This is a genomic window from Streptococcus sp. SG1 (assembly GCF_030439935.1).
Classification (GTDB): Bacteria; Bacillota; Bacilli; order Lactobacillales; family Streptococcaceae; genus Streptococcus; species Streptococcus gordonii.
Genome location: NZ_JAQFJC010000002.1, coordinates 265,087 through 287,936, shown reverse-complemented (window position 1 = coordinate 287,936; position 22,850 = coordinate 265,087). Strand labels below are relative to the sequence as shown.

26 protein-coding genes are annotated in these 22,850 nt (G+C 41.3%); 22 read left to right on the top strand and 4 right to left on the bottom strand.

The window, feature by feature from the left end:
- Positions 1-63 precede the first annotated feature (63 nt).
- The 13 genes from PCY06_RS02910 (at position 64) to PCY06_RS02850 (ending at position 9,440) form a co-directional block, all read left to right on the top strand.
- Positions 64-489 carry a GNAT family N-acetyltransferase gene (locus tag PCY06_RS02910; RefSeq protein ID WP_082307508.1) on the top strand — a complete coding sequence of 142 codons (426 nt, stop codon included), beginning with the start codon at positions 64-66 and terminating at the stop codon, positions 487-489.
- Between the two features lie 15 nt (positions 490-504).
- Positions 505-969 carry a GNAT family N-acetyltransferase gene (locus PCY06_RS02905; protein ID WP_082307509.1) on the top strand — a complete coding sequence of 155 codons (465 nt, stop codon included), beginning with the start codon at positions 505-507 and terminating at the stop codon, positions 967-969.
- 115 nt (positions 970-1,084) lie between these two features.
- Positions 1,085-2,041: a hypothetical protein gene (locus PCY06_RS02900; RefSeq protein ID WP_082307510.1), complete on the top strand. Its 957-nt coding sequence runs from the start codon at positions 1,085-1,087 to the stop codon at positions 2,039-2,041.
- Between the two features lie 134 nt (positions 2,042-2,175).
- Positions 2,176-2,412 carry a DUF2829 domain-containing protein gene (locus tag PCY06_RS02895; RefSeq protein WP_002899859.1) on the top strand — a complete coding sequence of 79 codons (237 nt, stop codon included), beginning with the start codon at positions 2,176-2,178 and terminating at the stop codon, positions 2,410-2,412.
- Positions 2,405-3,103 carry a 3-oxoacyl-ACP reductase gene (locus tag PCY06_RS02890; protein ID WP_082307511.1) on the top strand — a complete coding sequence of 233 codons (699 nt, stop codon included), beginning with the start codon at positions 2,405-2,407 and terminating at the stop codon, positions 3,101-3,103. Before PCY06_RS02895 ends, PCY06_RS02890 begins: the two co-directional genes overlap by 8 nt.
- 20 nt (positions 3,104-3,123) lie before the next feature.
- Positions 3,124-3,867, top strand: a complete 744-nt coding sequence (locus PCY06_RS02885; protein ID WP_082307512.1) for a GNAT family N-acetyltransferase — start codon at positions 3,124-3,126, stop codon at positions 3,865-3,867.
- Positions 3,864-4,211, top strand: coding sequence for a hypothetical protein (locus PCY06_RS02880; protein WP_082307513.1), 348 nt, complete (start codon positions 3,864-3,866; stop codon positions 4,209-4,211). The genes PCY06_RS02885 and PCY06_RS02880 overlap by 4 nt, the downstream gene beginning before the upstream one ends.
- Positions 4,212-4,261: 50 nt before the next feature.
- Positions 4,262-4,711, top strand: a complete 450-nt coding sequence (locus tag PCY06_RS02875; RefSeq protein ID WP_061601324.1) for an ASCH domain-containing protein — start codon at positions 4,262-4,264, stop codon at positions 4,709-4,711.
- Positions 4,712-4,797: 86 nt separating this feature from the next.
- Positions 4,798-6,177, top strand: a complete 1,380-nt coding sequence (gene glmU, locus PCY06_RS02870) for a bifunctional UDP-N-acetylglucosamine diphosphorylase/glucosamine-1-phosphate N-acetyltransferase GlmU (RefSeq protein ID WP_082307514.1) — start codon at positions 4,798-4,800, stop codon at positions 6,175-6,177.
- A gap of 8 nt (positions 6,178-6,185) precedes the next feature.
- Positions 6,186-6,737: an NUDIX hydrolase gene (locus tag PCY06_RS02865; protein ID WP_082307515.1), complete on the top strand. Its 552-nt coding sequence runs from the start codon at positions 6,186-6,188 to the stop codon at positions 6,735-6,737.
- 11 nt (positions 6,738-6,748) lie between these two features.
- The gene (macP, locus tag PCY06_RS02860; RefSeq protein ID WP_020992595.1) at positions 6,749-7,057 is read left to right on the top strand and encodes a cell wall synthase accessory phosphoprotein MacP; all 309 of its coding nucleotides are present in this window, start codon (positions 6,749-6,751) and stop codon (positions 7,055-7,057) included.
- Positions 7,058-7,108: 51 nt separating this feature from the next.
- Positions 7,109-7,801: a 5'-methylthioadenosine/adenosylhomocysteine nucleosidase gene (locus PCY06_RS02855; protein ID WP_082307516.1), complete on the top strand. Its 693-nt coding sequence runs from the start codon at positions 7,109-7,111 to the stop codon at positions 7,799-7,801.
- A 97-nt stretch (positions 7,802-7,898) separates the two neighbouring features.
- Complete coding sequence (locus PCY06_RS02850; RefSeq protein WP_082307517.1) at positions 7,899-9,440, top strand: ABC-F family ATP-binding cassette domain-containing protein; 1,542 nt, start codon at positions 7,899-7,901, stop codon at positions 9,438-9,440.
- 85 nt (positions 9,441-9,525) lie between these two features.
- Here the strand turns inward: PCY06_RS02850 and PCY06_RS02845 are convergent, their stop codons facing one another.
- Genes PCY06_RS02845 through PCY06_RS02835 form a run of 3 tightly spaced genes read right to left on the bottom strand, consistent with a single transcriptional unit; the run spans position 9,526 to position 11,063 of the window.
- A complete protein-coding gene (locus tag PCY06_RS02845) occupies positions 9,526-9,762 on the bottom strand; it encodes a zinc-ribbon domain-containing protein (RefSeq protein WP_008809403.1) in 237 nt (78 codons plus the stop codon).
- 34 nt (positions 9,763-9,796) lie between these two features.
- Complete coding sequence (locus PCY06_RS02840; protein WP_046165342.1) at positions 9,797-10,600, bottom strand: peptidylprolyl isomerase; 804 nt, start codon at positions 10,598-10,600, stop codon at positions 9,797-9,799.
- 46 nt (positions 10,601-10,646) lie between these two features.
- Positions 10,647-11,063 (bottom strand): NUDIX domain-containing protein, encoded by a 417-nt coding sequence (locus PCY06_RS02835; protein ID WP_082307518.1) that lies wholly within the window; start codon positions 11,061-11,063, stop codon positions 10,647-10,649.
- 332 nt (positions 11,064-11,395) lie between these two features.
- Here PCY06_RS02835 and PCY06_RS02830 point away from each other — a divergent pair, with 332 nt between their 5' ends.
- The 4 genes from PCY06_RS02830 to PCY06_RS02815 all read left to right on the top strand — a co-directional run bounded on the left by PCY06_RS02830 (position 11,396) and on the right by PCY06_RS02815 (position 16,995).
- A complete protein-coding gene (locus PCY06_RS02830) occupies positions 11,396-11,593 on the top strand; it encodes a PspC domain-containing protein (protein WP_045773208.1) in 198 nt (65 codons plus the stop codon).
- A 143-nt stretch (positions 11,594-11,736) separates the two neighbouring features.
- Positions 11,737-14,040 (top strand): DNA translocase FtsK, encoded by a 2,304-nt coding sequence (locus PCY06_RS02825; RefSeq protein WP_082307519.1) that lies wholly within the window; start codon positions 11,737-11,739, stop codon positions 14,038-14,040.
- Between the two features lie 107 nt (positions 14,041-14,147).
- Positions 14,148-14,534, top strand: a complete 387-nt coding sequence (locus tag PCY06_RS02820) for a VOC family protein (RefSeq protein WP_082307520.1) — start codon at positions 14,148-14,150, stop codon at positions 14,532-14,534.
- A gap of 118 nt (positions 14,535-14,652) precedes the next feature.
- Entirely contained in the window at positions 14,653-16,995 is a 2,343-nt protein-coding gene (locus PCY06_RS02815) for an HAD-IC family P-type ATPase (RefSeq protein ID WP_082307521.1), read from the top strand.
- Between the two features lie 27 nt (positions 16,996-17,022).
- On the opposite strand, the gene PCY06_RS02810 is transcribed toward PCY06_RS02815, so the two are convergent.
- Positions 17,023-17,376, bottom strand: a complete 354-nt coding sequence (locus PCY06_RS02810; RefSeq protein ID WP_008809396.1) for a DUF3397 domain-containing protein — start codon at positions 17,374-17,376, stop codon at positions 17,023-17,025.
- A 164-nt stretch (positions 17,377-17,540) separates the two neighbouring features.
- Here PCY06_RS02810 and rplK point away from each other — a divergent pair, with 164 nt between their 5' ends.
- From rplK to pyrH, 5 genes are all read left to right on the top strand, one after another.
- Complete coding sequence (gene rplK / locus PCY06_RS02805; protein ID WP_082307522.1) at positions 17,541-17,966, top strand: 50S ribosomal protein L11; 426 nt, start codon at positions 17,541-17,543, stop codon at positions 17,964-17,966.
- Positions 17,967-18,063: 97 nt separating this feature from the next.
- On the top strand, positions 18,064-18,753 hold the full coding sequence (gene rplA / locus PCY06_RS02800; RefSeq protein WP_008809394.1) for a 50S ribosomal protein L1: 690 nt from the start codon (positions 18,064-18,066) through the stop codon (positions 18,751-18,753).
- 237 nt (positions 18,754-18,990) lie between these two features.
- Positions 18,991-20,457 carry an APC family permease gene (locus PCY06_RS02795; RefSeq protein ID WP_008809393.1) on the top strand — a complete coding sequence of 489 codons (1,467 nt, stop codon included), beginning with the start codon at positions 18,991-18,993 and terminating at the stop codon, positions 20,455-20,457.
- 266 nt (positions 20,458-20,723) lie between these two features.
- Positions 20,724-21,929: a glycosyltransferase family 8 protein gene (locus PCY06_RS02790; protein ID WP_082307523.1), complete on the top strand. Its 1,206-nt coding sequence runs from the start codon at positions 20,724-20,726 to the stop codon at positions 21,927-21,929.
- Between the two features lie 190 nt (positions 21,930-22,119).
- The gene (pyrH, locus tag PCY06_RS02785) at positions 22,120-22,845 is read left to right on the top strand and encodes a UMP kinase (protein WP_008809391.1); all 726 of its coding nucleotides are present in this window, start codon (positions 22,120-22,122) and stop codon (positions 22,843-22,845) included.
- Positions 22,846-22,850 lie beyond the last annotated feature (5 nt).

Sequence of the window (22,850 nt, the reverse complement as noted above, 5' to 3'; positions counted from 1 at the left end):
CCACCTGAAGACAGCAGAGCAGGCTACTTTTCTGATATAATAAAATGTAAAACGAGGTGACAAATGATTCGTAAAGTAAAACTAAGTGACGCCGCAGCAATTCAGCGACTTAATGCTGAGAGTCTAGGATATGATTTTGATAGGGAATCGACGGAGGCTCAACTGAAGAGACTCCTAGAGACTGACCAGCATTTGATTTTGGTAGTTGAAGAAGATGGACAGGTCATAGGTTACGCTCATGCGGCTAGCTACGACTGTCTCTATTTCCCGTCCTTGCTCAATCTCTTAGCTTTGGCCGTCGCTCAGGATTTTCAAGGGCAGGGACATGGCAGAGCGCTGATGCAAGCTTTGCGTGACGAGGGAAAAGCAGCAGGCTACACAGGGATTCGGATTAATTCAGGTATTTCCCGCACATTTGCCCATAAATTTTATCGTAGTCTTGGCTGTAGCGAAAAAGCAGACCAGAAACGATTTTATTGGGAGTTTTAGAGAAAAGAGGAGTAGATGATGATTGAACCACTATCTCAGCAGCATGCTTTAGAAATTGCTAATGACTGGCATTACGAGGCGCCCTATGATTTTTATGATATGAAAAATGATTTGGAAGATTATGAAGAAATAGTCTCCCCAGAAGCGCGTGGAGACCGTTATTATCAAGTTCTTAGAGAAGGAGAACTCTATGGATTTTTCTGCTTGGAGCAGAAAGGAGAGCGAACTTTGGAGCTTGGTTTGGGGATGAAGCCAGAGCATTGTGGAAAAGGTCAGGGCGCTGGATTTCTGCAGGAAATTCTGGACTTTATCATGGCAAATTTTGCACCCCAAGTCATAAGTCTATCCGTGGCCGACTTCAATCACCGAGCCCAGCAACTTTATCTCAACATGGGCTTTGAAGTGGTGAGGCGCATTCCGCAGGAAAGCAATGGCGATATTCATCTATTTGTGGAGATGGAGAAAAACGCCGATTCTTAGATCATCTTTCAGAAGCAAGATAAGATAAAATTGAACTTTCTGATTATAAAGATGTTTTAAACCGTGGTGATTGAATATGAGAAAAATGATTTGTTAAGCAGGAGGGGTACACTAGATGATAAAAATTCTAAAAGACATCTGTAAAATTGTCATTTGTTTAATATTTATATTGTTTATTTCAGCTTGTTCTTCACAAGAGAAAAATGAGAAGTCAAGTAACAAAAAGGAATCATATCAATATACAATTTATAATGCTAATGCAGATATTCAAAATTTTGAATTTATTAATGATAAAAACGGTATTATTGTTGAGTGGGATTTTGAAAATAACAAGGTGGCGAAAGCTATTAATTCCTCTGATTGGATTAGAGTAAATCCAAATTTTCTTGTTAGAGAGCGCCAAAAATTAAGACGAGCGACTGCTAGTAAAAAAATGAAGTCAGATGAATACGCCTATCTAGATATCTTTGATTTAACCAATAAAAAAGCTACTAAAAAAGAAGTTGACGTTTGGAAATTGATGGTCAACTATTTGAAAAATGACAATATTGAGCTACATGGGACCTTACCAACCCTTAGAAGAATAGGTGCCAACGACTATATTGTACTTTCAATAACCGAACAGAAAAAATATCGTTATTTTTTACTAAATCTAAAAACCCTTAAAATAGATGCAGAAAAAACAGAGCAAGAGTTGAATGAGAAAAATAAAATAGATCTCTTGTTGGATACGAAAGAGGCTCTTAGAGCAGGTGTGGAACCTTTTGATAATGGATTTTGGAAATCAGAAGATTATAAAGGGGGCATCAATTTAAAACGTTCAAACTCGTCAGCTTTCACGCTTTTTTCTAAAAAGAATAGTTTTGCTTATAAAGTAATTAATTCGGAGAATGGGATTATTATAAACAGTAAGGATCTCATCAATCTTGAGACAGAATTTTTGAAAACAGGAGCATCTGTTTATGATGGATTATACTTGCCGGGTAAGTGGAGTACTGAAGGGCAGGATACAAAAATCACGAGTTACGAAGATATTCAAAAATATTATAATGGCAAGTTGGTGTCAGAGTAATGAGTATAATCTTGAGCAACATTTCATATCCTAAGCAGAGAACTAAACTACACAAGAGCCATCATCGGCTAAACTCACTACTAATGCCCAGTAATAAATTATAAGTAAATATCAATAGATAAAAGGAGAAAACCATGACATTTGAAGAAATTTTACCAGGTCTTAAGGCCAAGAAAAAATATGTGCGTACAGGCTGGGGCGGGGCAGAAAACTACGTCCAGCTCTTTGACACGATTGAGCAGAATGGGGTGGCTCTAGAAGTGACACCTTATTTCCTCATCAATGTTTCAGGCGAAGGGGAGGGCTTCTCCATGTGGAGTCCGACTCCTTGTGATGTGCTCGCTACTGATTGGGTGGAAGTAGATGACTAAGACAGTACTGGTGACGGGAGCTAGCTCAGGCATCGGCCGAGCTCAGGCTCTGACCTTTTTGGAAAATGGCTACCGGGTTTATGGGGTGGACAAGGATGAAAATCCAGGCTTTCTCAATGAACTACGCTTTATCAAGTTGGATTTGACAGGGGATTTGACGCCACTCTTCACCAGCTTGCCTGAGGTGGATATCCTCTGTAATACAGCAGGTGTCTTGGATGACTATCGTCCCCTGCACGAGACAAGAGACGAGGACTGGGAGCAGCTTTTTGCGCTCAATCTGACCGCGACTATGAAAATCACTCGCTTTTACCTGCAGAAAATGCTGGAGAAAAAGTCTGGTATCATCATTAATATGTGCTCGATTGCTAGCTTTCTGGCTGGTGGCGGCGGTGTTGCCTATACAGCCTCTAAGCATGCTCTGGCTGGCCTGACCAAGCAGATAGCCTTAGACTATGCGGATAAAAATATCCAAGTCTTTGGCCTAGCCCCGGGCGCTGTCAAGACAGCCATGACTGCCACAGATTTTGAGCCAGGCGGACTAGCAGACTGGGTTGCTGAGGAAACGCCGATCAAGCGCTGGCTGGATCCTCAGGAAGTGGCAGACATCAGCCTCTTTCTAGCCAGTGGTAAGGCATCTGCTATGCAGGGCGAGATTATCAAAATCGACGGCGGCTGGAGTTTGAAGTAAGTGAATGAAGGATACGAACAATGAAAAAACCTAAGAACCTTTTCCAAACCTGGACCAAAAATATGGTACTTTACGGTTTGGATGCTGGTCTAGGTCAGTTATTTATGAACGCGCCTGAGACATCCTGCCTTTACCAACTAGGAAATTTCATCTTTCCGGCTGGTCAGGTGGATTCGGATTTGTGGCAGGAATTTAGCATAAAGTACAGCCTGGCTGACAAGGTCATTATCTCCGAGGAGCCCAGCTGGCAAGAGTTTCTGGATAGTCAGAGTGAGTTGCAGCAGTTTACTCGCTATGCTTTTGCGGACAAGGTTGCCTTTGACACAGAGGCTTTGGAGAAATGGCAGAGCAGGATACCTGCAAACTACCACCTTTGTCCGATTGATAAGGATAGTTATGAGCGTTTGGCTGAGGAAGCCTGGTCTCAGGATTTGCAGGGTGATTTTTCTGATTTTGACCATTTTCAAGCGTCGGGTGGCTTTGGTTTTTTACTCTATTCAGATAAGGAAATCATCGCTGGCGTATCGACAGGATTGGTCTATCATAGAGCTCTTGAGATTGAAATTGCTACCAAGCCGGCCTACCAAAGGCAGGGCTTGGCCAAAATCCTAGGTGCCAAGATGATTTTAGAAGCCCAAAAACGCTCACTCTTTCCTCTATGGGATGCGCACAATGAAGCTTCCAAGAAGATCGCAGAAAGCTTGGGCTATCAGTGTCTAGGCGCTTATCCGGCTTATGAATGGAAAGGGACTTTTGACCAATGAAGAAAAACCAAACCTATTTCTTAAAAGACATCGTTGAGGCTGTAAAATCGGAAGAGCTAGATGATGATTTCTGTTTATATGCTAAGGAAAATGGAGAACTGAATTTTCAGGACAGCTACTTGCTTGCTGATTATCCTCAAGTGGTGGATAATAGGGATGTTTACCCTATACAAGTAAGGGAGCGAGAGCTGGAGCTGATTTATTACGGTGAAGATTTTGCGGATGTTCTCTTGTCAGTCATGGAGCAGAAAGCAGAAGCGACTGATCAAGAGTGTTTACAGGCTCTGCTTTACTATTATGAGCACGATGACTTTATGGATTTTGATAAAGATACAGTTTTGTAGGAAGATTTTTTATAAACAATAATTTTCATTTTAGAAAGACAGGAGAAGTGATGACTCCAAAAGAAATGTGGCAGGCATACAAGAAAATCAATCCAGAGATTGGCGACGAGATTGACGCCTGGGCTTTCGGTGCTTCGGCAGATGAGCTTGCCGACTTAGTGCTATGTGGTGAGAAGACAGCGACGTCTTCGGCCTATGAGCTCTATAAGCTTGAAAATGAGCCCTTGCCTCAGGCAGGAAGCTTTGATGTCATTTTAGACAGTCAGGAAAAGGCTGTTTGTATCGTTGAAATCACCAAAGTCTCTGTTTTACCTTTTAATGAGGTTTCAGCTGATCATGCCTTTAAGGAAGGAGAAGGAGATAAATCCTTGGCATATTGGCAGCAGGTCCATCAGGCATTCTTCACAGAGTGTCTAGCGGAATCTGGTTTGGAGTTTTCCCAAGAAATGGGTGTCGTCTTAGAAGAATTTCGCAAGGTTTATCCCTTGAATGAAGAGTAGAGTTTATTTTGAATTCGCATAGTATTTTTAAAAATTTTCTTTTAGTGGTATAATAATGGTACTATCTTACAGAAAAGAGTTGTTTTATGACAAATTATGCAATTATTTTGGCTGCGGGTAAAGGTACTCGTATGAAGTCAGATTTACCAAAGGTACTGCACAAGGTGGCAGGAATTTCTATGCTAGAGCACGTTTTCCGCAGTGTCAATGCCATTAATCCAGAAAAGACTGTGACAGTTATCGGTCACAAGGCCGAGCTGGTGGAGCAAGTTTTGGCAGGTCAGACTGAGTTTGTTCGTCAGACTGAGCAACTGGGAACGGGACACGCCGTTATGATGGCTGAGCCTGTTTTGGAAAATCTGACTGGTCAGACGCTAGTCATTGCTGGCGACACTCCCCTGATTACAGGAGAAAGCTTGAAAAACCTGATTGACTTCCATATCAACCACAAGAATGTTGCGACCATTTTGACAGCAGAAGCAGACAATCCTTTTGGCTACGGCCGTATCGTTCGCAACCAGCACGGAGAAGTCTTGAAAATTGTGGAACAAAAAGATGCTTCTGATTTTGAGCAGCAAATCAAGGAGATCAATACAGGGACTTATGTCTTTGACAATGCCCGTCTCTTTGAAGCCCTCAAAAATATCAATACCAATAATGCTCAAGGGGAATACTATATTACGGATGTTATTGGCATTTTCCGCGAAAATGGAGAAAAAGTCGGTGCTTATACGCTCAAAGACTTTGATGAAAGTCTGGGTGTTAATGACCGCGTGGCTTTAGCTACAGCTGAGAGTGTCATGCGTCGCCGGATTAACCAGCAGCATATGGTCAACGGTGTCAGCTTTGTCAATCCAGATGCTACCTATATCGATGTGGATGTGGAAATCGCGCCTGAAGTTCAAGTTGAAGCAAATGTGACCCTAAAAGGTCAAACCAAGATTGGGGCAGAGACGATCCTGACTAATGGTACCTACATCGTGGACTCTGTCATTGGAGAGCGGACTATTATCACCAACTCTATGATTGAGGAGTCAAGTGTTGCAGACGGAGTAACGGTCGGACCTTACGCTCACATTCGTCCAGGTTCTAGTCTGGCCAAGGATGTCCATGTTGGCAACTTTGTAGAAGTTAAAGGATCGTCAATTGGAGAAAATACCAAGGCTGGTCATTTGACCTATATTGGAAACTCTGAGGTCGGTGCTAATGTCAACTTTGGTGCAGGTACGATTACGGTCAATTATGATGGCCAGAAGAAGTACAAGACTATCATCGGTGATAATGTCTTTGTTGGTTCCAACTCGACCATTATTGCCCCAGTTGAGCTGGGTGACAACTCATTGGTTGGTGCGGGCTCCACTATCACCAAAGACGTACCAGCAGATGCCATTGCTCTGGGACGTGGCCGTCAGATCAATAAGGAAGATTATGCTAAGCGTCTTCCTCATCACCCTCAAAATAAGTAGGTTTAGTCATGGAATTTGAAGAAAAGACTGTCCAACGGACGGAGATTTATCAGGGACCGATTTTTAAAGTGGTTCAGGACCAGGTAGAGCTACCAGAAGGGAAAGGCCAAGCTCAACGGGATTTGATTTTTCATAATGGAGCAGTGGCTGTGATTGCCCTTACTCCAGAAAACAAGCTGATTCTCGTTAAGCAGTATCGCAAGGCCATTGAGGCAACTTCTTATGAAATTCCAGCTGGTAAGCTAGAAGTGGGAGAAAATGCTGATCCGCATGCAGCTGCCCTGCGAGAATTAGAGGAAGAAACTGGTTACACTGGTCAGCTAGAGTTAGTTTATGATTTTTATTCTGCTATTGGTTTTTGCAATGAAAAGATCAAACTATATAAAGCTAGCCAATTGACAAAAGTAGAGAATCCTCGTCCTCAGGACGAAGATGAAACCTTGCAACTTTTTGAAGTCAGTCTGGAGGAGGCAAATCAGTTGCTGCAAAACGGTGACATCTGCGATGCCAAGACCATCATGGCTCTTCAATATTGGGAAATGCAGGAAAATCAAAGATAGGGGGAAAACCTATGGGAAGACCTTTATTAACTGATGAAATTATCGAGCGGGCTAACCGTGGTGAAGTCATATCGGATCCTCCTCTCGTGGATGATGAGGAAACTAAGATAATTAGAACTGATCAAGGAAGATTTGGTTATGCTACACCGCAAGGAGAGTTTAATCAGGACACCATGCAAATTGAAGTTGATCGGGAAGTTGTGAAAAGCCGACGCATTGAAAATCAGAAGCGAGGGGTCTTTCAAGCTAAACTCAATAAAATTTTGTTGTGGATTATTCTCCTGTTGGTGGTTTTGATTGCAGCCATTATTTGGCTATAAAAATAAGCGATAAGCCTAAGGCTTTCGCTTTTTTAGAAAAGGTTGGAAATAATGAAAATTGGAATTATCGCGGCTATGCCCGAAGAGTTAAAAGTATTGCTGGAGCATTTAGAAAATCCAGAAAAGCATCTTCGATTGGGACATGTCTATCATACGGGTTCTATTGGCCGTCATGAAGTAGTATTGGTTGAGAGCGGAATTGGAAAGGTCATGTCTGCGATGAGTGTGGCTGTTCTGGTCAATGATTTCAAGGTTACTGCTGTCATTAATACAGGCTCAGCTGGAGCGGTGGCTGAAGGTCTGGCTATCGGAGATGTGGTGGTTGCAGACCGTCTGGTATACCATGATGTGGATGTGACGGCCTTCGGCTATGACTATGGTCAGATGGCTCGCCAGCCACTCTATTTTGAGGCTAGTCGCTATCTGGTCTCTGAAATGAAGAAAATTTTAGACAAGACCCATCAAAAGGCAAGGGTAGGTTTGATTGCGACAGGTGATAGCTTTGTTGCTGGTCAAGAAAAGATTGATCGTATCAAGGAACATTTTCCAGATGTCTTAGCTGTCGAGATGGAAGGTGCAGCTATTGCTCAAGCCACACATTCGATTGGCCTGCCTTTTATGGTCATACGTGCAATGAGCGACACAGCTAGTCATGATGCAAATGTCACTTTTGATGAATTCATTCTTGAAGCTGGTAAACGCTCGGCAGAAACCCTGATTCAGTTTTTAAAAGAGTTAATCTAGAGTAAGATCGACCTAGTCGGTCTTTTTCTATTCTTGCCAAAAAATCCCTTTTGATGGTATAATCAAGAAGTTGCAATCAATGATAGAGGAGAAAAAGATGAGTATTTTAGAAGTAAAAAATCTTAGCCACGGTTTTGGTGACCGGGCTATTTTTGAGGATGTATCTTTCCGCTTGCTCAAGGGTGAGCACATTGGCCTTGTTGGTGCTAATGGCGAGGGGAAATCAACCTTTATGAGCATTGTGACGGGTAAAATGCTACCGGACGAAGGTAAGGTCGAGTGGTCCAAGTATGTGACTGCTGGCTATCTGGATCAGCATGCTGTTCTAGAAAAAGGTCAGACTGTCCGTGATGTTTTGCGCACAGCCTTTGACGAACTTTTCAAGACAGAAAGCCGCATCAATGAAATCTATATGAGCATGGCAGAAGAAGGAGCCGATGTTGATGCCCTTATGGAAGAAGTGGGTGAGCTGCAGGACCGCTTGGAGAGTCGAGATTTCTATACCCTAGATACTAAGATTGACGAAGTTGCGCGGGCACTAGGTGTTATGGACTATGGTATGGAGAGTGATGTGACGGAGCTATCTGGTGGGCAACGGACCAAGGTTCTCTTGGCTAAGCTACTTCTGGAAAAACCTGATATCCTGCTTTTGGACGAGCCGACCAACTATCTGGATGCGGAGCATATTGACTGGCTTAAGCGCTATCTCCAAAACTATGAAAATGCCTTTGTTCTCATCTCGCATGATATTCCTTTCCTGAATGACGTGATCAATATCGTCTATCATGTAGAAAATCAGCAACTGACCCGTTATTCTGGTGATTATTACCAGTTCCTAGAGGTCTATGAGATGAAAAAATCTCAGCTGGAAGCGGCCTACGAGCGCCAGCAGAAGGAAATTGCGGACCTCAAGGACTTTGTGGCCCGTAATAAAGCTCGCGTGGCGACCCGTAATATGGCTATGTCCCGCCAGAAAAAGCTGGATAAGATGGATATTATTGAGCTACAAAGTGAGAAACCAAAGCCATCCTTTGACTTCAAACCTGCTCGGACACCTGGCCGCTTTATCTTCCAAGCCAAGGATTTGCAGATTGGTTATGACCGACCTCTGACCCAGCCCCTCAACCTGACTTTTGAACGTAATCAGAAGGTAGCGATTATCGGGGCAAACGGGATTGGGAAAACAACCCTTCTCAAGAGTCTGCTTGGTATTATCCCACCTATCGCAGGTCAAGTTGAGCGAGGGGACTATCTGGAGTTGGGCTATTTCGAGCAGGAAGTTGAAGGTGGCAGTCGTCAGACACCGCTGGAAGCAGTCTGGAACGCCTTTCCGTCCCTCAATCAGGCGGAAGTGCGAGCGGCTCTAGCTAGATGTGGCTTGACTTCTAAGCACATCGAGAGCCAGATTCAAGTCCTTTCAGGTGGAGAGCAGGCCAAAGTCCGCCTGTGTCTTCTCATGAACCGAGAAAATAATGTTCTGGTGCTGGACGAGCCGACCAACCACCTGGATGTCGATGCCAAAGAAGAGCTTAAGCGAGCTCTGAAAGAATACAAGGGTAGCATCCTCATGGTCTGCCATGAGCCTGATTTCTACGAAGGTTGGATGGATCAGATTTGGGACTTCAATCAATTGACATAAAGATTTTTTTCTGTAGAAAAAGTATTTTGTTTTTTAGATAAAAGAGAAAGAGGCTGGTCATATACTGACCAACCTCTTTTTGAACTTAATAATTTAAATATTCATTAATATCTTGTTTTTCAATCTCTTTGCCATATTCGCAGACAGGGCAGAGTACATAATATTTTCTACCATAAGGGATGAGAGGAATCCAGTAGAGGGAAAATTTCCGACCTGTTTCAATAAGATCCCAAGGAGCAGTTTGTTGACAGTTTCCACATTGGATAGCAGACTGAGTGTGTCCTAGTTCTTTTTTATATCCTTTGTAACCCCAAATAATCATATGAATTTATTCCTTTCTTAGTTAAACTAGAGGATTATTTTTTAAAGTTGTAATCCTTGATCACTTCGATCTTTTGAATCTTGATCTCGTTTTTAGGTTTATTGTTTTCATCAGTTTCGCTTTCGGCAATCTTATCAACAATATCCATGCCGTCTATGACTTGGCCGAAGACTGTATAATCACCATCTAAAGAAGGATTTCCACCTTTCTTGTATGCCTTAATAATCTGAGCTGGATATTTGCTTTCAGATAATTTGCTTGAGCTGTCTGTCTGGTTTTGGTTGATAAAGAATTGACTGCCGTTAGTATTATCAGATGCTGCATTGGCCATAGATAGAGCCCCGCGGAGGTTGTATAGGTAGGCAGAAGTTTCATTCTTAAAGCCTTTTCCTGAGTCAATTTTTTGATTCTTTCCATGCCATATTGACTCTCCACCTGTACCGTTTCCTTTAGGGTCACCACTTTGAATCATGAAGCCTTTAATGACGCGATGGAAGATAACTCCATCATAATAGCCTTCTTTAGCATGAGTTAGAAAATTTTCAACTGCTAGAGGTGCATATTTGGGAAAGAGTTTGAGAGTGATGTCACCAGCTGTCGTTACGATTTTAACTTTTGCTTCATCTTTGGCAACTTTGGTTGATAGTTGAGGGAAGTTGGCATTTTTATTTGTCAATGCTTCCTTGGTTTCAGCTTCTTTTTTGCTAGCTTCAGCACTGCTTGCACTAGCTGCTAGACTAGAGTCTACATATTCATCGCCCCGCAAGACGCGTTGGATACTAGTACAGCCTGCTAACAAAAGGCTGGCTGAAAGACCCAAAATTAATAATTTTTTCATCATGATCCTTTCTGAAATAGAAACTACTCACATTTTACTATAAAGATCAACGATTTTCAAATCTTGTTAGAAAAGAGAGAATTCTTACTTGCAAGTCTTTGGGTCTGAATGGGAGATGGGGAAAGTCAGAAAGATTAATCCACCTAGCTTCATATAGGTTTTGAGAATGACTGCGTTCCTTTTCCTCACCACCTATCGTTAAGTTTTCTAAGCCCATATAGATTGTCCAGAAATAAATGTGTTGATTATCGTCAGAGTCATAAGAGAAGGCAGGTTTTAGGTCTTCTGGCTTAAACGTAAGCTGGACTTCTTCTTTGATTTCTCTTATAGCTGCTTCGATTTGACTCTCACTCTCTTCAATTTGCCCACCTGGAAGGACATAGTAGCATTGTCCATTTTTATATCGATAAATGGTCAGAATGCTATTTAGTTTGGGATGATAGATAAGTATGCCAGCTCTCATAAGCAACTCCTTTATCTTTTTATTCATCAAGTTTAACAAAATAATGTTTAGAATACTAGATTGGAAACATATTATCGAAAAATTACGATTGTGAAATCCAGCTAATCACTAGGACTTTTATTTAGTTGGTCATTATTTTTGTTTTATTCCTAAAATCTTTCTGACGCTATTTAGGGAAGGAGAGTGTGAGATTTTTGATGACAGGGGTAAGAGTCTAATTAGAATCTAATGTAAGGCGATGTGATGCTAGTTCCTATCTTTACCTGAGAGGTTGTGCATACAAGAAGATTATGGTAAAATGAAAAAAATAAAAATTAATAGGAGCACTTTCCATGGAGAAAAGACTTACACGAGATACTAAGAATCAAAAAATTGCTGGTGTTTGTGCTGGTTTAGCTAAATATTTTAACATAGATCCTACACTTGTTCGCGTACTGTGGATTATTTCAGTGTGTGCTCTTGGAACAGGGGTTCTTGCTTATGCAGTTTGCTGGTTCGTTATGCCAGAAGAGGGAGCAACCCAAGACTAAAGGAAGACTTGATCTTTTAAAATCCAAAGCCAGCTAAGCTGGTTTTTTTCTTTTCGTAAGAAGTATTAAAGGTGAAGATTAAGTGTGTCAAAGAGTAAAAATTATCGTTTCTTGTCTATAGTTATTGTGGTATAATACAAGTTATGGCAAATAGTAAAAATAAGAAAAAAGGCCGAACAACTCGTCGGCCAACAAAAGCAGAATTAGAAAGACAAAGAGCTATTAAAAGGATGTTATTGAGCTTTGGTTTGGCCTTCATCCTTCTTTTTGCCGCCTTAAAACTAGGTGTTTTTGGGGTGACTATTTACAATCTGATTCGATTAGTTGTTGGTAGCTTAGCATACTTAGCAATTATAGCGACTTTGATCTATCTTTTCTTTTTCAAATGGTTAAGCAAGCACGAAGGTCTGATTTCAGGTTTTATCAGCATTTTTGTTGGTTTACTTCTAATCTATCAAGCTTACTTTGTAGATGTCTTATCACTCAAAGGTCAAGTCTTGTCCAGCACTCTAGCGAGAATCTTTGCTGATTTAACTGCTTTTAAAGTCAGTTCCTTTGCAGGGGGTGGTTTATTAGGATCCATTCTGCACTTACCAATTTCCTTTCTTTTTTCTAATTTCGGTTCCTACTTTATTGGTATCCTCTTCATTTTAGTAGGTGCGCTGCTAATCAGTCCTTGGACCATTTACGATATTTCTGAAAAGCTGGTTGAAGCATTCCACCGTCTTAGTGAAAAACGTGAAGAAAAGCGGCAACAGCGTTTTATTGAAAAAGAAGAACAGGCTGCTTTGGAAGCAATGCAGGCGATTGAAGTGGAGCAAGAAGGACCTGAAATCGATCTGGAAACAGGGGAAATTTTGGATGATGAAAATCAGGCAAGAACTCCTGTTGCCATTGAAACAGAGGAATATGAAGATTTGGGAGAATTTGAACTTGAAGATGCTCAAGATTTCAAAATTCAGCAGGAGTCAGAAGAAGCGGATGCTGACACAGATGTTGAGGTAGACTTCACAGCCAAAGAAAGTTTGGATTATAAGCTACCGACCATCAACCTCTTTGCGCCCGATAAACCTAAAAACCAGTCTAAAGAGAAGCGGATTGTTCGTGAAAATATCAAGATCTTGGAAGAAACTTTTGCGAGTTTTGGCATCAAGGCCACTGTTGAGCGGGCTGAAATCGGCCCTTCTGTCACCAAGTACGAGGTTAAGCCAGCTGTCGGTGTCAGGGTCAATCGGATTTCCAATCTGGCAGATGACTTAGCTCTAGCTTTGGCTGCTAAGGATGTACGGATTGAAGCGCCGATTCCTGGAAAATCTCTTGTCGGAATCGAAGTGCCCAACTCTGAAATTGCAACTGTAACCTTCCGAGAACTATGGGAACAGTCGAAGACGGATGCCAGCAAGCTCCTGGAAATCCCACTTGGTAAGGCTGTCAACGGATCTGTTCGCTCCTTTGACTTGGCTAAGATGCCTCACCTCTTAGTAGCGGGTTCTACTGGATCCGGTAAATCTGTGGCTGTCAATGGTATTATAGCTAGTATCCTCATGAAGGCTAGACCCGATGAAGTCAAGTTTATGATGGTGGATCCTAAGATGGTGGAGCTGTCTGTTTATAATGATATTCCCCACTTGCTTATCCCAGTCGTAACCAATCCTCGCAAGGCCAGCCGTGCGCTTCAGAAGGTTGTAGACGAGATGGAAAACCGCTATGAACTCTTCTCCAAGGTTGGTGCCCGTAACATTGCCGGCTACAATGCTAAGGTTGCTGAGTACAATGCTCAGTCAGAGTACAAGCAAGTGCCCCTGCCTTTAATCGTCGTCATCGTGGACGAGTTGGCTGACCTTATGATGGTGGCTAGTAAGGAAGTAGAGGACGCCATTATCCGTCTAGGACAAAAGGCGCGTGCGGCTGGTATTCACATGATTTTGGCTACCCAGCGACCATCAGTAGACGTTATTTCGGGTCTGATCAAGGCCAATGTGCCATCTCGGATTGCCTTTGCCGTGTCCAGCGGGATAGATAGTCGTACCATTCTAGATGAAAATGGAGCAGAGAAGCTCTTGGGGCGTGGGGATATGCTCTTTAAGCCAATTGATGAAAACCATCCGGTTCGTCTGCAGGGCTCCTTTATCTCAGATGAAGATGTGGAGCGAATTGTAGCCTTTGTCAAGAACCAAGCTGAAGCGGATTATGACGATAGCTTTGATCCGGGCGAAGTATCTGAAAGCGATATGGAGTCTGGTGGTAGCGATGATGGAGGAGATCCGCTCTTTGAAGAAGCCAAGGCCTTGGTCATCGAGACTCAGAAGGCCAGCGCTTCTATGATCCAGCGTCGACTCTCGGTTGGCTTTAACAGGGCTACTCGACTCATGGAAGAGCTAGAAGCAGCTGGTGTTATCGGTCCTGCCGAAGGAACGAAGCCGAGAAAGGTTTTGCAGACGAATTGATTCTAATTTCACTAGTCTGTTAGCAAGAAAATCATTCTATAAAAATAAATCTGCCAGCAACCAGCCGGCAGATTTTCTCTACTCACTCAACGGAAAGGAAAGAAGGTATGAAACTGGACACTATTCACCACATAGCTATTATCGGTCATGATTATGCCAAGACCAGAGAGTTTTATGTAGACAAGCTGGGCTTTGAGCAGCTGGATGAGCACCACCGGCCAGATAAGCAGGATATTCTCTTTAATGTCCGCAAGGGAAATCTAACTCTAGAGATTTTCATCAAGAAAGAAGCACCCAAGCGGCCAGCCTTGCCGCATCCTGAGCATACAGGTCTGCGACACCTGGCCTTCCGAGTGACAAATGTCGAAGAATACTTAGCGGAATTTGACCGTTTGGAGATTCCTCATACAGAGTTGCGCTATGACGACTTCGACGGTCGTAAGATGGCTTTCTTCTTTGATCCGGATAGCCTACCTCTGGAAATTCACGAATGAAAATGTAATTCTATTTTACAAGGGCAATTTTAAATATCCATACTTCAGCCTAAAGTCTGAAGAAATGTTGCCCTGTTTTTGCTACAATAAGTAAAGCAAATTCAATAAGGAAAACTCTATGCATCAGAATCAATTTCAAGGACTTAGTCAAGCACAAGTTGAAGAACGTCGCCAAAAAGGTCTGACTAATCAGGTTACCATCTCTACAGAAAGAACGACCTGGCAGATTGTTCGGTCTAATATTTTCACCTATTTTAATTTTATTTTTCTTGTATTGGCTATTCTTTTGGTTGTAGTTCAATCATGGAATAATCTCCTCTTTGTTCCTATCGTTGTCATTAATTCTTTGATTGGGATTTTTCAGGAATTGAGGGCGAGAAAAGTTCTCAACCAAATGAAATTCTTGCATACCTTCTCAGCAAATGTGATTCGAGATGGGAATGAGCAAATAGTTTCAGTTGAAGAACTTGTTCAAGATGATATTGTTAAATTTTCTGCTGGAAATCAGATTTACGCCGATGGACAGATTCTATCAGGAAGTTTGAAAGTAAATGAATCCCAGCTGACGGGTGAGGCTGATGAAATTGAAAAAAATCCGGGAGATGAGGTCCTGTCTGGTAGCTTCGTAGTTGCTGGTCAAGCCTATGCTCGACTGGACAAAGTAGGAGACCAGGCTTACATAAACCAGCTAGCTAAAGAAGCCAAAGAAATAAGCGGTGTAGAAGAATCCAAGATGGTTCATGCTGTCAATCGCCTAGTGCAGATCATTGGGATATTGATTATTCCTTTAGGACTCTTGCTTTTCTTCCGCAGTTTTATCAGTAATCAAGAAACTTTGCAAGTCAGTGTGACCTCAACAGTCGGTGCTATTGTGGGAATGATTCCGGAGGGACTCTATCTACTGATGACACTTGCCCTAGTTCTAGGGGCTGTTCGCCTAGCAAAACAGCAGGTTCTTCTAAACAGTATGAAGGGAATTGAGACTCTGTCGCGTGTAGATGTCCTTTGTGTAGATAAGACGGGGACCATCACAGAAAATAGCATGACAGTAAGTCAGTTGATTCCAGTAGGGGATCAAAAAGAAGTTGCCTTGGAAGCACTGAGTCACTATCTTGAGGCTAGTCAGGACACCAACGATACAATTGAAACCTTGCGTGCTTGTCCTAGGATTGAAAAAAGTGGACAAGCCTGGTCTATTAAACGGCAGTACCCTTTTAGCTCTAAAAACAAATACGCAGCAGTATCGTTTGACCAAGGGACCTTTGTTTTAGGAGCTCCAGAGTATGTCCTTCGACAAGATTTAGAAAATTATCAATCATATTTTCAGGATGCAGCAGAAGAAGGGAGCCGAGTGCTAGTGTTTGGTCTCTATGAGGGCTCAAACTTGGAAGCTAGCTTGGAGGCGCCTGTTAGCCCGCTTCTGTTTATCCTTTTGGAAAATCCTGTCCGAGAGAATGCTACAGAGACTTTTTCATATTTTGAAAGACAAGGTGTGACAGTTAAGGTCATCTCAGGAGATAATCCTATTACAGTAGCCGCAGTTGCTAAGAAGGCAAATATTCCACATGCAGCAAACTATGTCGATGCTAGAAGTTTGGATTCGGATCAAAAGATCATTCAAGCTGCAGAAACGTATACGGTCTTTGGTCGAGTTAGTCCAGAACAGAAGCAAAAATTGATTCAGGCATTACAAGGTCATGGGCATAATGTTGCCATGACAGGCGACGGTGTCAATGACATTCTTGCCATGAAAAAGGCTGATTGTAGTATCGCGATGGAATCTGGGAATGATGCAACCAAGCGGATAGCGCAAGTGGTCTTGCTGGACTCAGATTTCTCACATATGCCCCACATCGTTGCAGAAGGACGGCGTGTAGTTAATAATATTCAGAGATCGGCCAGTCTTTTTCTAGTTAAAAATATATTTTCTATCTTACTAGCCCTGACTTCGACCATATTTGCTTTCACATATCCTTTGCAAGCTTCGCAGATGTCCTTGATCAGTGGTTTTACAATTGGGATACCCGGATTCTTGCTGGCTTTAGAACCCAATAAGGCACGGATTAGAGGACGTTTTTTAGAGACGGTTTTGAAAAATGCCTTGCCAGCTGCAATTGTAGATTATCTAGCGGTTTTAGTGGCAGTATATTGTGGTCATTGGCTTGGACTCTCTCCTAAGGAAATCAGTACAAGTTCGATTATTCTTCTCGCAGTGGTAGGCTTTATCATAATGTACAAGCTTATTCGACCTCTTAATCGCATTAAGATTGGCATTATGCTCCTGAATATTACAGGGATGAGTCTTGCTGCTTTGCTTTTACCTCGCATCTTCAATTTAAGTGGCCTTTCAATCGAAGCAATTCTAATGACTGTCTTGCTTTCATTACTTTTGGAAAGACTGATATGGTTCTTTCAATTTCTAACTAACAAGGCAGTAGCTCTATGCAAAAAACGTAAATAAAATGAAGTTGGGATTTTCCAACTTCATTTATTTTGATAAAAAGAGGCCAATGACCATTGCCAGGTATAAAAAGAATGTCAACATAAAGCCAGCCCGCCAAAAAAATTTTAAGAATTTTGGATAGTAGAAAGTCTGCTTTTTCTTGAGAAAATAGACCGTAATTCCGATCGCCAAGGCAGATAAAGCCAGTACCAGCTGTGGCAACATGCTATGGTAGTATGCTCGGTCAGAAATAATATAGAATTCCAAAAAGAACATTGGGAAGGCTAGATCTGCAAAGTTAAGACCAAAGCGTTTTAATCGTAAAAATTTTATTAAAATAATAGATAAAGCAATAGTTAAAAAAATAAATAAAACGGAAGCAATTCTTAATAACATCATAGCTATATTTTATCACAAAAAAAGTTAAAAAAGAAGAGAATTATCCTTGCATTTTTAATTCTTTAGTGTATAATAGAAAGGTATGCGATAAGCATGCTTGTGGGAGGTAATGCTCAAGTTTTATTGAGTAAATTCTACCGCCTAACCACAAAGGAGGATTTAAAATGGCTAAAAAAGTCGAAAAACTTGTAAAATTGCAAATCCCTGCTGGTAAAGCTACTCCAGCTCCACCAGTTGGTCCTGCGCTTGGTCAAGCCGGTATCAACATCATGGGATTCACTAAAGAGTTCAACGCTCGTACAGCTGATCAAGCTGGTATGATCATCCCAGTTGTTATCTCAGTATACGAAGACAAATCATTTACTTTCGTTACTAAAACTCCACCAGCTGCTGTTCTTTTGAAAAAAGCTGCAGGTGTTGAAAAAGGTTCAGGTACACCTAACAAAACAAAAGTTGCAACTGTTACTCGTGCACAAGTACAAGAAATTGCTGAAACTAAGATGCCAGATTTGAACGCAGCAAACATTGAGTCTGCAATGCGTATGATCGAAGGTACTGCTCGTTCTATGGGATTCACTGTTACTGACTAATAGTAATAATCCTATTTGCCCGCAATACACTTGATCATGAGACGAGTGACGTGGGAGATGAAAATCGATATGACCACATTACAAGGAGAAAGATAAAATGGCTAAAAAAAGCAAACAACTTCGTGCTGCTCTTGAAAAAATCGACAGCACAAAAGCATACAGCGTAGAAGAAGCTGTAGCTCTTGCAAAAGAAACTAACTTTGCAAAATTTGACGCAACTGTAGAAGTTGCATACAACTTGAACATTGACGTTAAAAAAGCTGACCAACAAATCCGTGGTGCAATGGTATTGCCAAACGGTACTGGTAAAACAGCTCGCGTTCTTGTTTTCGCACGTGGTGCTAAAGCAGAAGAAGCAAAAGCTGCTGGTGCAGACTTCGTTGGTGAAGATGACCTCGTTGCTAAAATCAACGACGGTTGGTTGGACTTCGATGTAGTTATCGCTACACCTGACATGATGGCTCTTGTTGGACGTCTTGGACGTGTCCTAGGACCTCGTAACTTGATGCCAAACCCTAAAACTGGTACTGTAACTATGGATGTTGCTAAAGCAGTTGAAGAGTCTAAAGGTGGTAAAATCACTTACCGTGCGGACCGTGCAGGTATCGTACAAGCTATCATCGGTAAAGTTTCATTTGACGCTGATAAATTGGCTGAAAACTTCAAAGCTTTCAACGAAGTTATCCAAAAAGCAAAACCTGCTACAGCTAAAGGAACTTACGTAACTAGCTTGACAATCACAACTACTCAAGGACCTGGTATCAAGGTTGATGTAAACTCACTTTAAAAATAATAAAAAACTCTGGTTTTACCAGAGTTTTTTTCTAGAGAAAAATCAAAATATTTTACTTGGTGCATGAAAGTTTATTCAAATTTTAACAATGTTAGCAGACTAAATGTATAAGAGAGGCTAAGAAATATCATGCTAAAACTGGCTGTTCTCCCAATAAGCCTAGTTACAAGTCCAGATAAACATGATATAATATGGTGAAACAATTTATTTATATAAAAAGGAGACGATGCGATGAAAAAAGATCAGAATCAGCTTACTTGGCTGATGGTGTCCCTGATTGCCTTTAATATGGTTTGGGGGCTTGGAAATGTCGTCAATAACTATTCCCAGCAAGGAATCTCTGTTATTGTTTCCTGGATTCTTATCCTAGCTCTATACTTCATTCCTTATGCACTGATTGTAGGACAACTGGGTTCTACATTTAAGGAAAGTGGGGGAGGTGTCAGTGACTGGGTTGAGAAGACTTCTACCAAGCGCTTGGCTTATTTTGCTGCCTGGACCTATTGGGTAGTGCATATTCCCTACTTGGCGCAAAAGCCTCAAGGAGTTTTGATCCCACTTGGTTGGGCTCTTCAAGGGAATGGTAATTTTTTAAGTAATCTCGACATTCATTGGATCGTGATTTTGAGTTTGCTAATTTTCGGAGCCTTTCTCTACTTGTCTACCAAGGGACTGTCAACCCTCAAGGTAATTGGTGGTCTAGCAGGAAGTGCTATGCTCATCATGTCTATCCTTTTTGTTCTTTTAGCTGTAGGTGCGCCTTTTATCAAGCCTGATATGCAATTTGCAACGGCTAATATGGATAAGCTTAGTACCTATATTCCTAATTTTGACTTTTCATATTTTACTACAATTTCCCTCTTGGTCTTTGCGGTTGGTGGAGCTGAGAAAATTTCCCCTTATGTTAACCAAACCCGCAATCCCGCAAAGGAATTTCCAAAGGGGATGATTGTCATGGCTGTTATGGTTGGAGCTTCTGCTATTTTAGGGTCTCTAGCTATGGGGATGCTATTTGATGGAAGTAATATTCCAGACGATTTGATGCGTAATGGTGCTTACCAAGCCTTCCAAAAACTTGGAAATTACTGGGGTGTAGGTAATCTTTTGGTTGTAATTTACGCCTTGACAAATATGGTCGGACAAATTGCTGCCCTGGCATTCTCTATCGATGCACCTCTGCAGATTTTACTTAATAATGCTGATGCTGAATTTGTTCCAAGCTGGTTGCGTAAACGCACTTCAAAAGGTGTATTGATTAATGGTTATATCTTAACAGGGATTTTGGTGAGTCTCTTGATTATCCTGCCAATCTTTGGAATAAAAGAAATTGATGGTTTGGTTAAATGGATGACCAATCTTAACTCTATCGTTATGCCAATGCGTTATCTCTGGGTTTTCCTTGCCTATATGTTGTTAAACAAGGCTTGGAAGAAGTACAAAAATGCGGAGTATAAATTAACAAAAAATCCTAAAGTTGGCTTTGTTATTGGAGCTTGGTGCTTCCTCTTTACAGCTTTCGCTTGTATTCTGGGGATGGTTCCAAAAGTGGATTATGCTCAAGATCCAGCTGGTTGGAAATTCTCTCTCTTGACTAATGTTTTGACTCCTCTTGTTCTGATTAGTTTGGGAATTATTTTACCTTTACTAGCTAAGCGTGAGAAAAGACAAGCCCGTCGGCAAGAAATCGCTGAAAAATAAATTAAGTAATAGATAAATCGGCCCTATCTGATGATAGGGCTGATTTTAATAGAGGCAGATAGTTGATAATCGAGACGTGAAGGAGAGTAGTGAAGATTTCATACTTAAATTAGGATGAATAGAAAGGTTGTTGAGGTATCTTACTTCAATCAAGGCAAAATTTGTTGAAAGCTCCGTGTACTTATGGAGTGTTTGAATTAAACAAGCGAATTCGCTATAATGTAGATACTATAATAAGACTAGCAAATAGGGGAATGATGAATTAGATGAAAAGTATTGTTTTAGCAGGAGATTATGGTTATATTCGTCAAATTGAGACAACTATAAAATCTTTATGTTGCTACCATGAAGATCTGCTTATCTATGTTTTTAATCAAGATATACCACAAGAATGGTTCATTAATACTCGAAAAAAAGTAAAAGGGACAGGAAATAATTTACTTGATATCAAGCTTTTACGAGATGATTTAAGGATGAAGTGGGAAGAATCAACCTACTCTCATATTAACTACATGGCCTATGCTCGTTATTTTATTCCAGAGTATGTGAAGGCTGATCGAGCTCTTTACCTTGATTGCGACTTGGTTGTCACTCAAAACTTGGATCACTTATTTGATTTGGATCTGGAAGGTTACTATATTGCAGCAGTAAGAGCTACCTTTGGTTTGGGGATTGGCTTTAATTCTGGAGTCATGCTTATAAATAACGAACGTTGGCGGAGGGAAAATATTTCTCAGCAATTAGTTGAGCTGACTGACAGGGAAATTGAAAGGGTCTTAGAAGGAGATCAGAGTATTTTAAATATGCTCTTTAAGGAGCAGTACTTAGAGCTAGAGGATAGCTATAATTTCCAAATTGGTTTTGATATGGGAGCTGCTCAGTATGGACATGATTTTGTCTTCGACATTCCTCTGTCTCCTCTGCCAGCTATTGTTCACTATATTTCCGCTCTAAAACCATGGAACCTTCTAACAAATATGAGACTGAGGGAAGTTTGGTGGTTTTATAATGACCTTGATTGGACAGCTATCATTGCGAGCAAAGCTCTGAAAGGTGTAGAAAAGCATGGTCAAGATCTAGACCAAGTCTACAAGAAAGAATTATTGACCTTGACCAATAGTGACTCTTTGGAGCGCATCAAAGAATTGATTCAAGCTTTGCCAGATTGTCTTTTCCATATCGCCGCTTACTCAGATATGTCAGATCGTTTGATCAGTCTTTTGTCTTACGAGAATGTTCGCCTGCACCGCTTGGTTCTACCGATTCCGTTGAAGCAGTTAGGTGTGGCTTGCGATCTTTATCTAGACATTAATCATGACCACAAGTTTCTAGATTTTTTAGAGATGATCGAAAAGCAAGGAAAGCCGATTTTTGCTTTTGAGACTACTCAGACAGAAGGAATTACGGAAAGAATTTTTGCCACTGACAAATACCAAGAAATGATAGAAGCTATTCGCCAATATCCTTCTTAAGGAAAAAATCATCTAACATATTTGTTTATCTCTTGAATTAAGCTAGTCTTATCCCTTGATAAGGCTACTTTTTCTTTGCTACTGATTGAGCGGGATGCCGATTTATCAAAAAAGAAAATTTTAAAAGATTTAACTATATAAAAATCATAAAATGTGGTAAAATAGTACAGATAAAATAAGGAGTGTAAAAATGGTAGAACCCAAGTATAAACGTATTCTAATCAAGTTGTCCGGCGAAGCTCTTGCTGGTGATAAAGGTGTTGGTATCAATATTCAGACCGTTCAAAAAATGGCTGAAGAGATCAAGGAAGTTCACGATTTAGGAATCGAAATTGCTCTTGTTATCGGTGGTGGTAATCTCTGGCGTGGAGAACCGGCTGCCGAAGCTGGAATGGATCGTGTACAAGCTGACTATACTGGTATGCTGGGGACTGTTATGAACGCTTTGGTCATGGCTGACTCTTTACAGAGAGTAGGAGTTGATACTCGCGTTCAGACTGCAATTGCCATGCAACAAGTTGCAGAGCCGTACATTCGAGGCCGTGCACTCCGTCATTTACAAAAAGGACGTATTGTTATTTTTGGAGCTGGTATTGGATCACCCTACTTTTCAACCGATACAACAGCCGCCCTTCGTGCTGCAGAAATTGAGGCAGATGCAATTTTGATGGCTAAGAATGGTGTTGATGGGGTCTACAATGCGGATCCTAAGAAAGATAAGACTGCTGTTAAGTTTGACGAATTAACTCACCGTGATGTCATCAGCAAGGGATTGCGAATCATGGATTCTACAGCTTCTACCCTTTCAATGGACAACGATATCGATTTAGTTGTCTTTAACATGAACGAAGCCGGAAATATCAAACGTGTTGTCTTTGGAGAGCAAATCGGGACAACAGTATCAAATAATTTATAAGAAAT

Bases quoted from the DNA above. Each gene is read 5' to 3' on its own strand.
- PCY06_RS02910 (WP_082307508.1), top strand. From the start codon at position 64: ATGATTCGTAAAGTAAAACTAAGTGACGCCGCAGCAATTCAGCGACTT.
- PCY06_RS02905 (WP_082307509.1), top strand. From the start codon at position 505: ATGATGATTGAACCACTATCTCAGCAGCATGCTTTAGAAATTGCTAAT.
- PCY06_RS02900 (WP_082307510.1), top strand. From the start codon at position 1,085: ATGATAAAAATTCTAAAAGACATCTGTAAAATTGTCATTTGTTTAATA.
- PCY06_RS02895 (WP_002899859.1), top strand. From the start codon at position 2,176: ATGACATTTGAAGAAATTTTACCAGGTCTTAAGGCCAAGAAAAAATAT.
- PCY06_RS02890 (WP_082307511.1), top strand. From the start codon at position 2,405: ATGACTAAGACAGTACTGGTGACGGGAGCTAGCTCAGGCATCGGCCGA.
- PCY06_RS02885 (WP_082307512.1), top strand. From the start codon at position 3,124: ATGAAAAAACCTAAGAACCTTTTCCAAACCTGGACCAAAAATATGGTA.
- PCY06_RS02880 (WP_082307513.1), top strand. From the start codon at position 3,864: ATGAAGAAAAACCAAACCTATTTCTTAAAAGACATCGTTGAGGCTGTA.
- PCY06_RS02875 (WP_061601324.1), top strand. From the start codon at position 4,262: ATGACTCCAAAAGAAATGTGGCAGGCATACAAGAAAATCAATCCAGAG.
- glmU (WP_082307514.1), top strand. From the start codon at position 4,798: ATGACAAATTATGCAATTATTTTGGCTGCGGGTAAAGGTACTCGTATG.
- PCY06_RS02865 (WP_082307515.1), top strand. From the start codon at position 6,186: ATGGAATTTGAAGAAAAGACTGTCCAACGGACGGAGATTTATCAGGGA.
- macP (WP_020992595.1), top strand. From the start codon at position 6,749: ATGGGAAGACCTTTATTAACTGATGAAATTATCGAGCGGGCTAACCGT.
- PCY06_RS02855 (WP_082307516.1), top strand. From the start codon at position 7,109: ATGAAAATTGGAATTATCGCGGCTATGCCCGAAGAGTTAAAAGTATTG.
- PCY06_RS02850 (WP_082307517.1), top strand. From the start codon at position 7,899: ATGAGTATTTTAGAAGTAAAAAATCTTAGCCACGGTTTTGGTGACCGG.
- PCY06_RS02845 (WP_008809403.1), bottom strand. From the start codon at position 9,762: ATGATTATTTGGGGTTACAAAGGATATAAAAAAGAACTAGGACACACT.
- PCY06_RS02840 (WP_046165342.1), bottom strand. From the start codon at position 10,600: ATGAAAAAATTATTAATTTTGGGTCTTTCAGCCAGCCTTTTGTTAGCA.
- PCY06_RS02835 (WP_082307518.1), bottom strand. From the start codon at position 11,063: ATGAGAGCTGGCATACTTATCTATCATCCCAAACTAAATAGCATTCTG.
- PCY06_RS02830 (WP_045773208.1), top strand. From the start codon at position 11,396: ATGGAGAAAAGACTTACACGAGATACTAAGAATCAAAAAATTGCTGGT.
- PCY06_RS02825 (WP_082307519.1), top strand. From the start codon at position 11,737: ATGGCAAATAGTAAAAATAAGAAAAAAGGCCGAACAACTCGTCGGCCA.
- PCY06_RS02820 (WP_082307520.1), top strand. From the start codon at position 14,148: ATGAAACTGGACACTATTCACCACATAGCTATTATCGGTCATGATTAT.
- PCY06_RS02815 (WP_082307521.1), top strand. From the start codon at position 14,653: ATGCATCAGAATCAATTTCAAGGACTTAGTCAAGCACAAGTTGAAGAA.
- PCY06_RS02810 (WP_008809396.1), bottom strand. From the start codon at position 17,376: ATGATGTTATTAAGAATTGCTTCCGTTTTATTTATTTTTTTAACTATT.
- rplK (WP_082307522.1), top strand. From the start codon at position 17,541: ATGGCTAAAAAAGTCGAAAAACTTGTAAAATTGCAAATCCCTGCTGGT.
- rplA (WP_008809394.1), top strand. From the start codon at position 18,064: ATGGCTAAAAAAAGCAAACAACTTCGTGCTGCTCTTGAAAAAATCGAC.
- PCY06_RS02795 (WP_008809393.1), top strand. From the start codon at position 18,991: ATGAAAAAAGATCAGAATCAGCTTACTTGGCTGATGGTGTCCCTGATT.
- PCY06_RS02790 (WP_082307523.1), top strand. From the start codon at position 20,724: ATGAAAAGTATTGTTTTAGCAGGAGATTATGGTTATATTCGTCAAATT.
- pyrH (WP_008809391.1), top strand. From the start codon at position 22,120: ATGGTAGAACCCAAGTATAAACGTATTCTAATCAAGTTGTCCGGCGAA.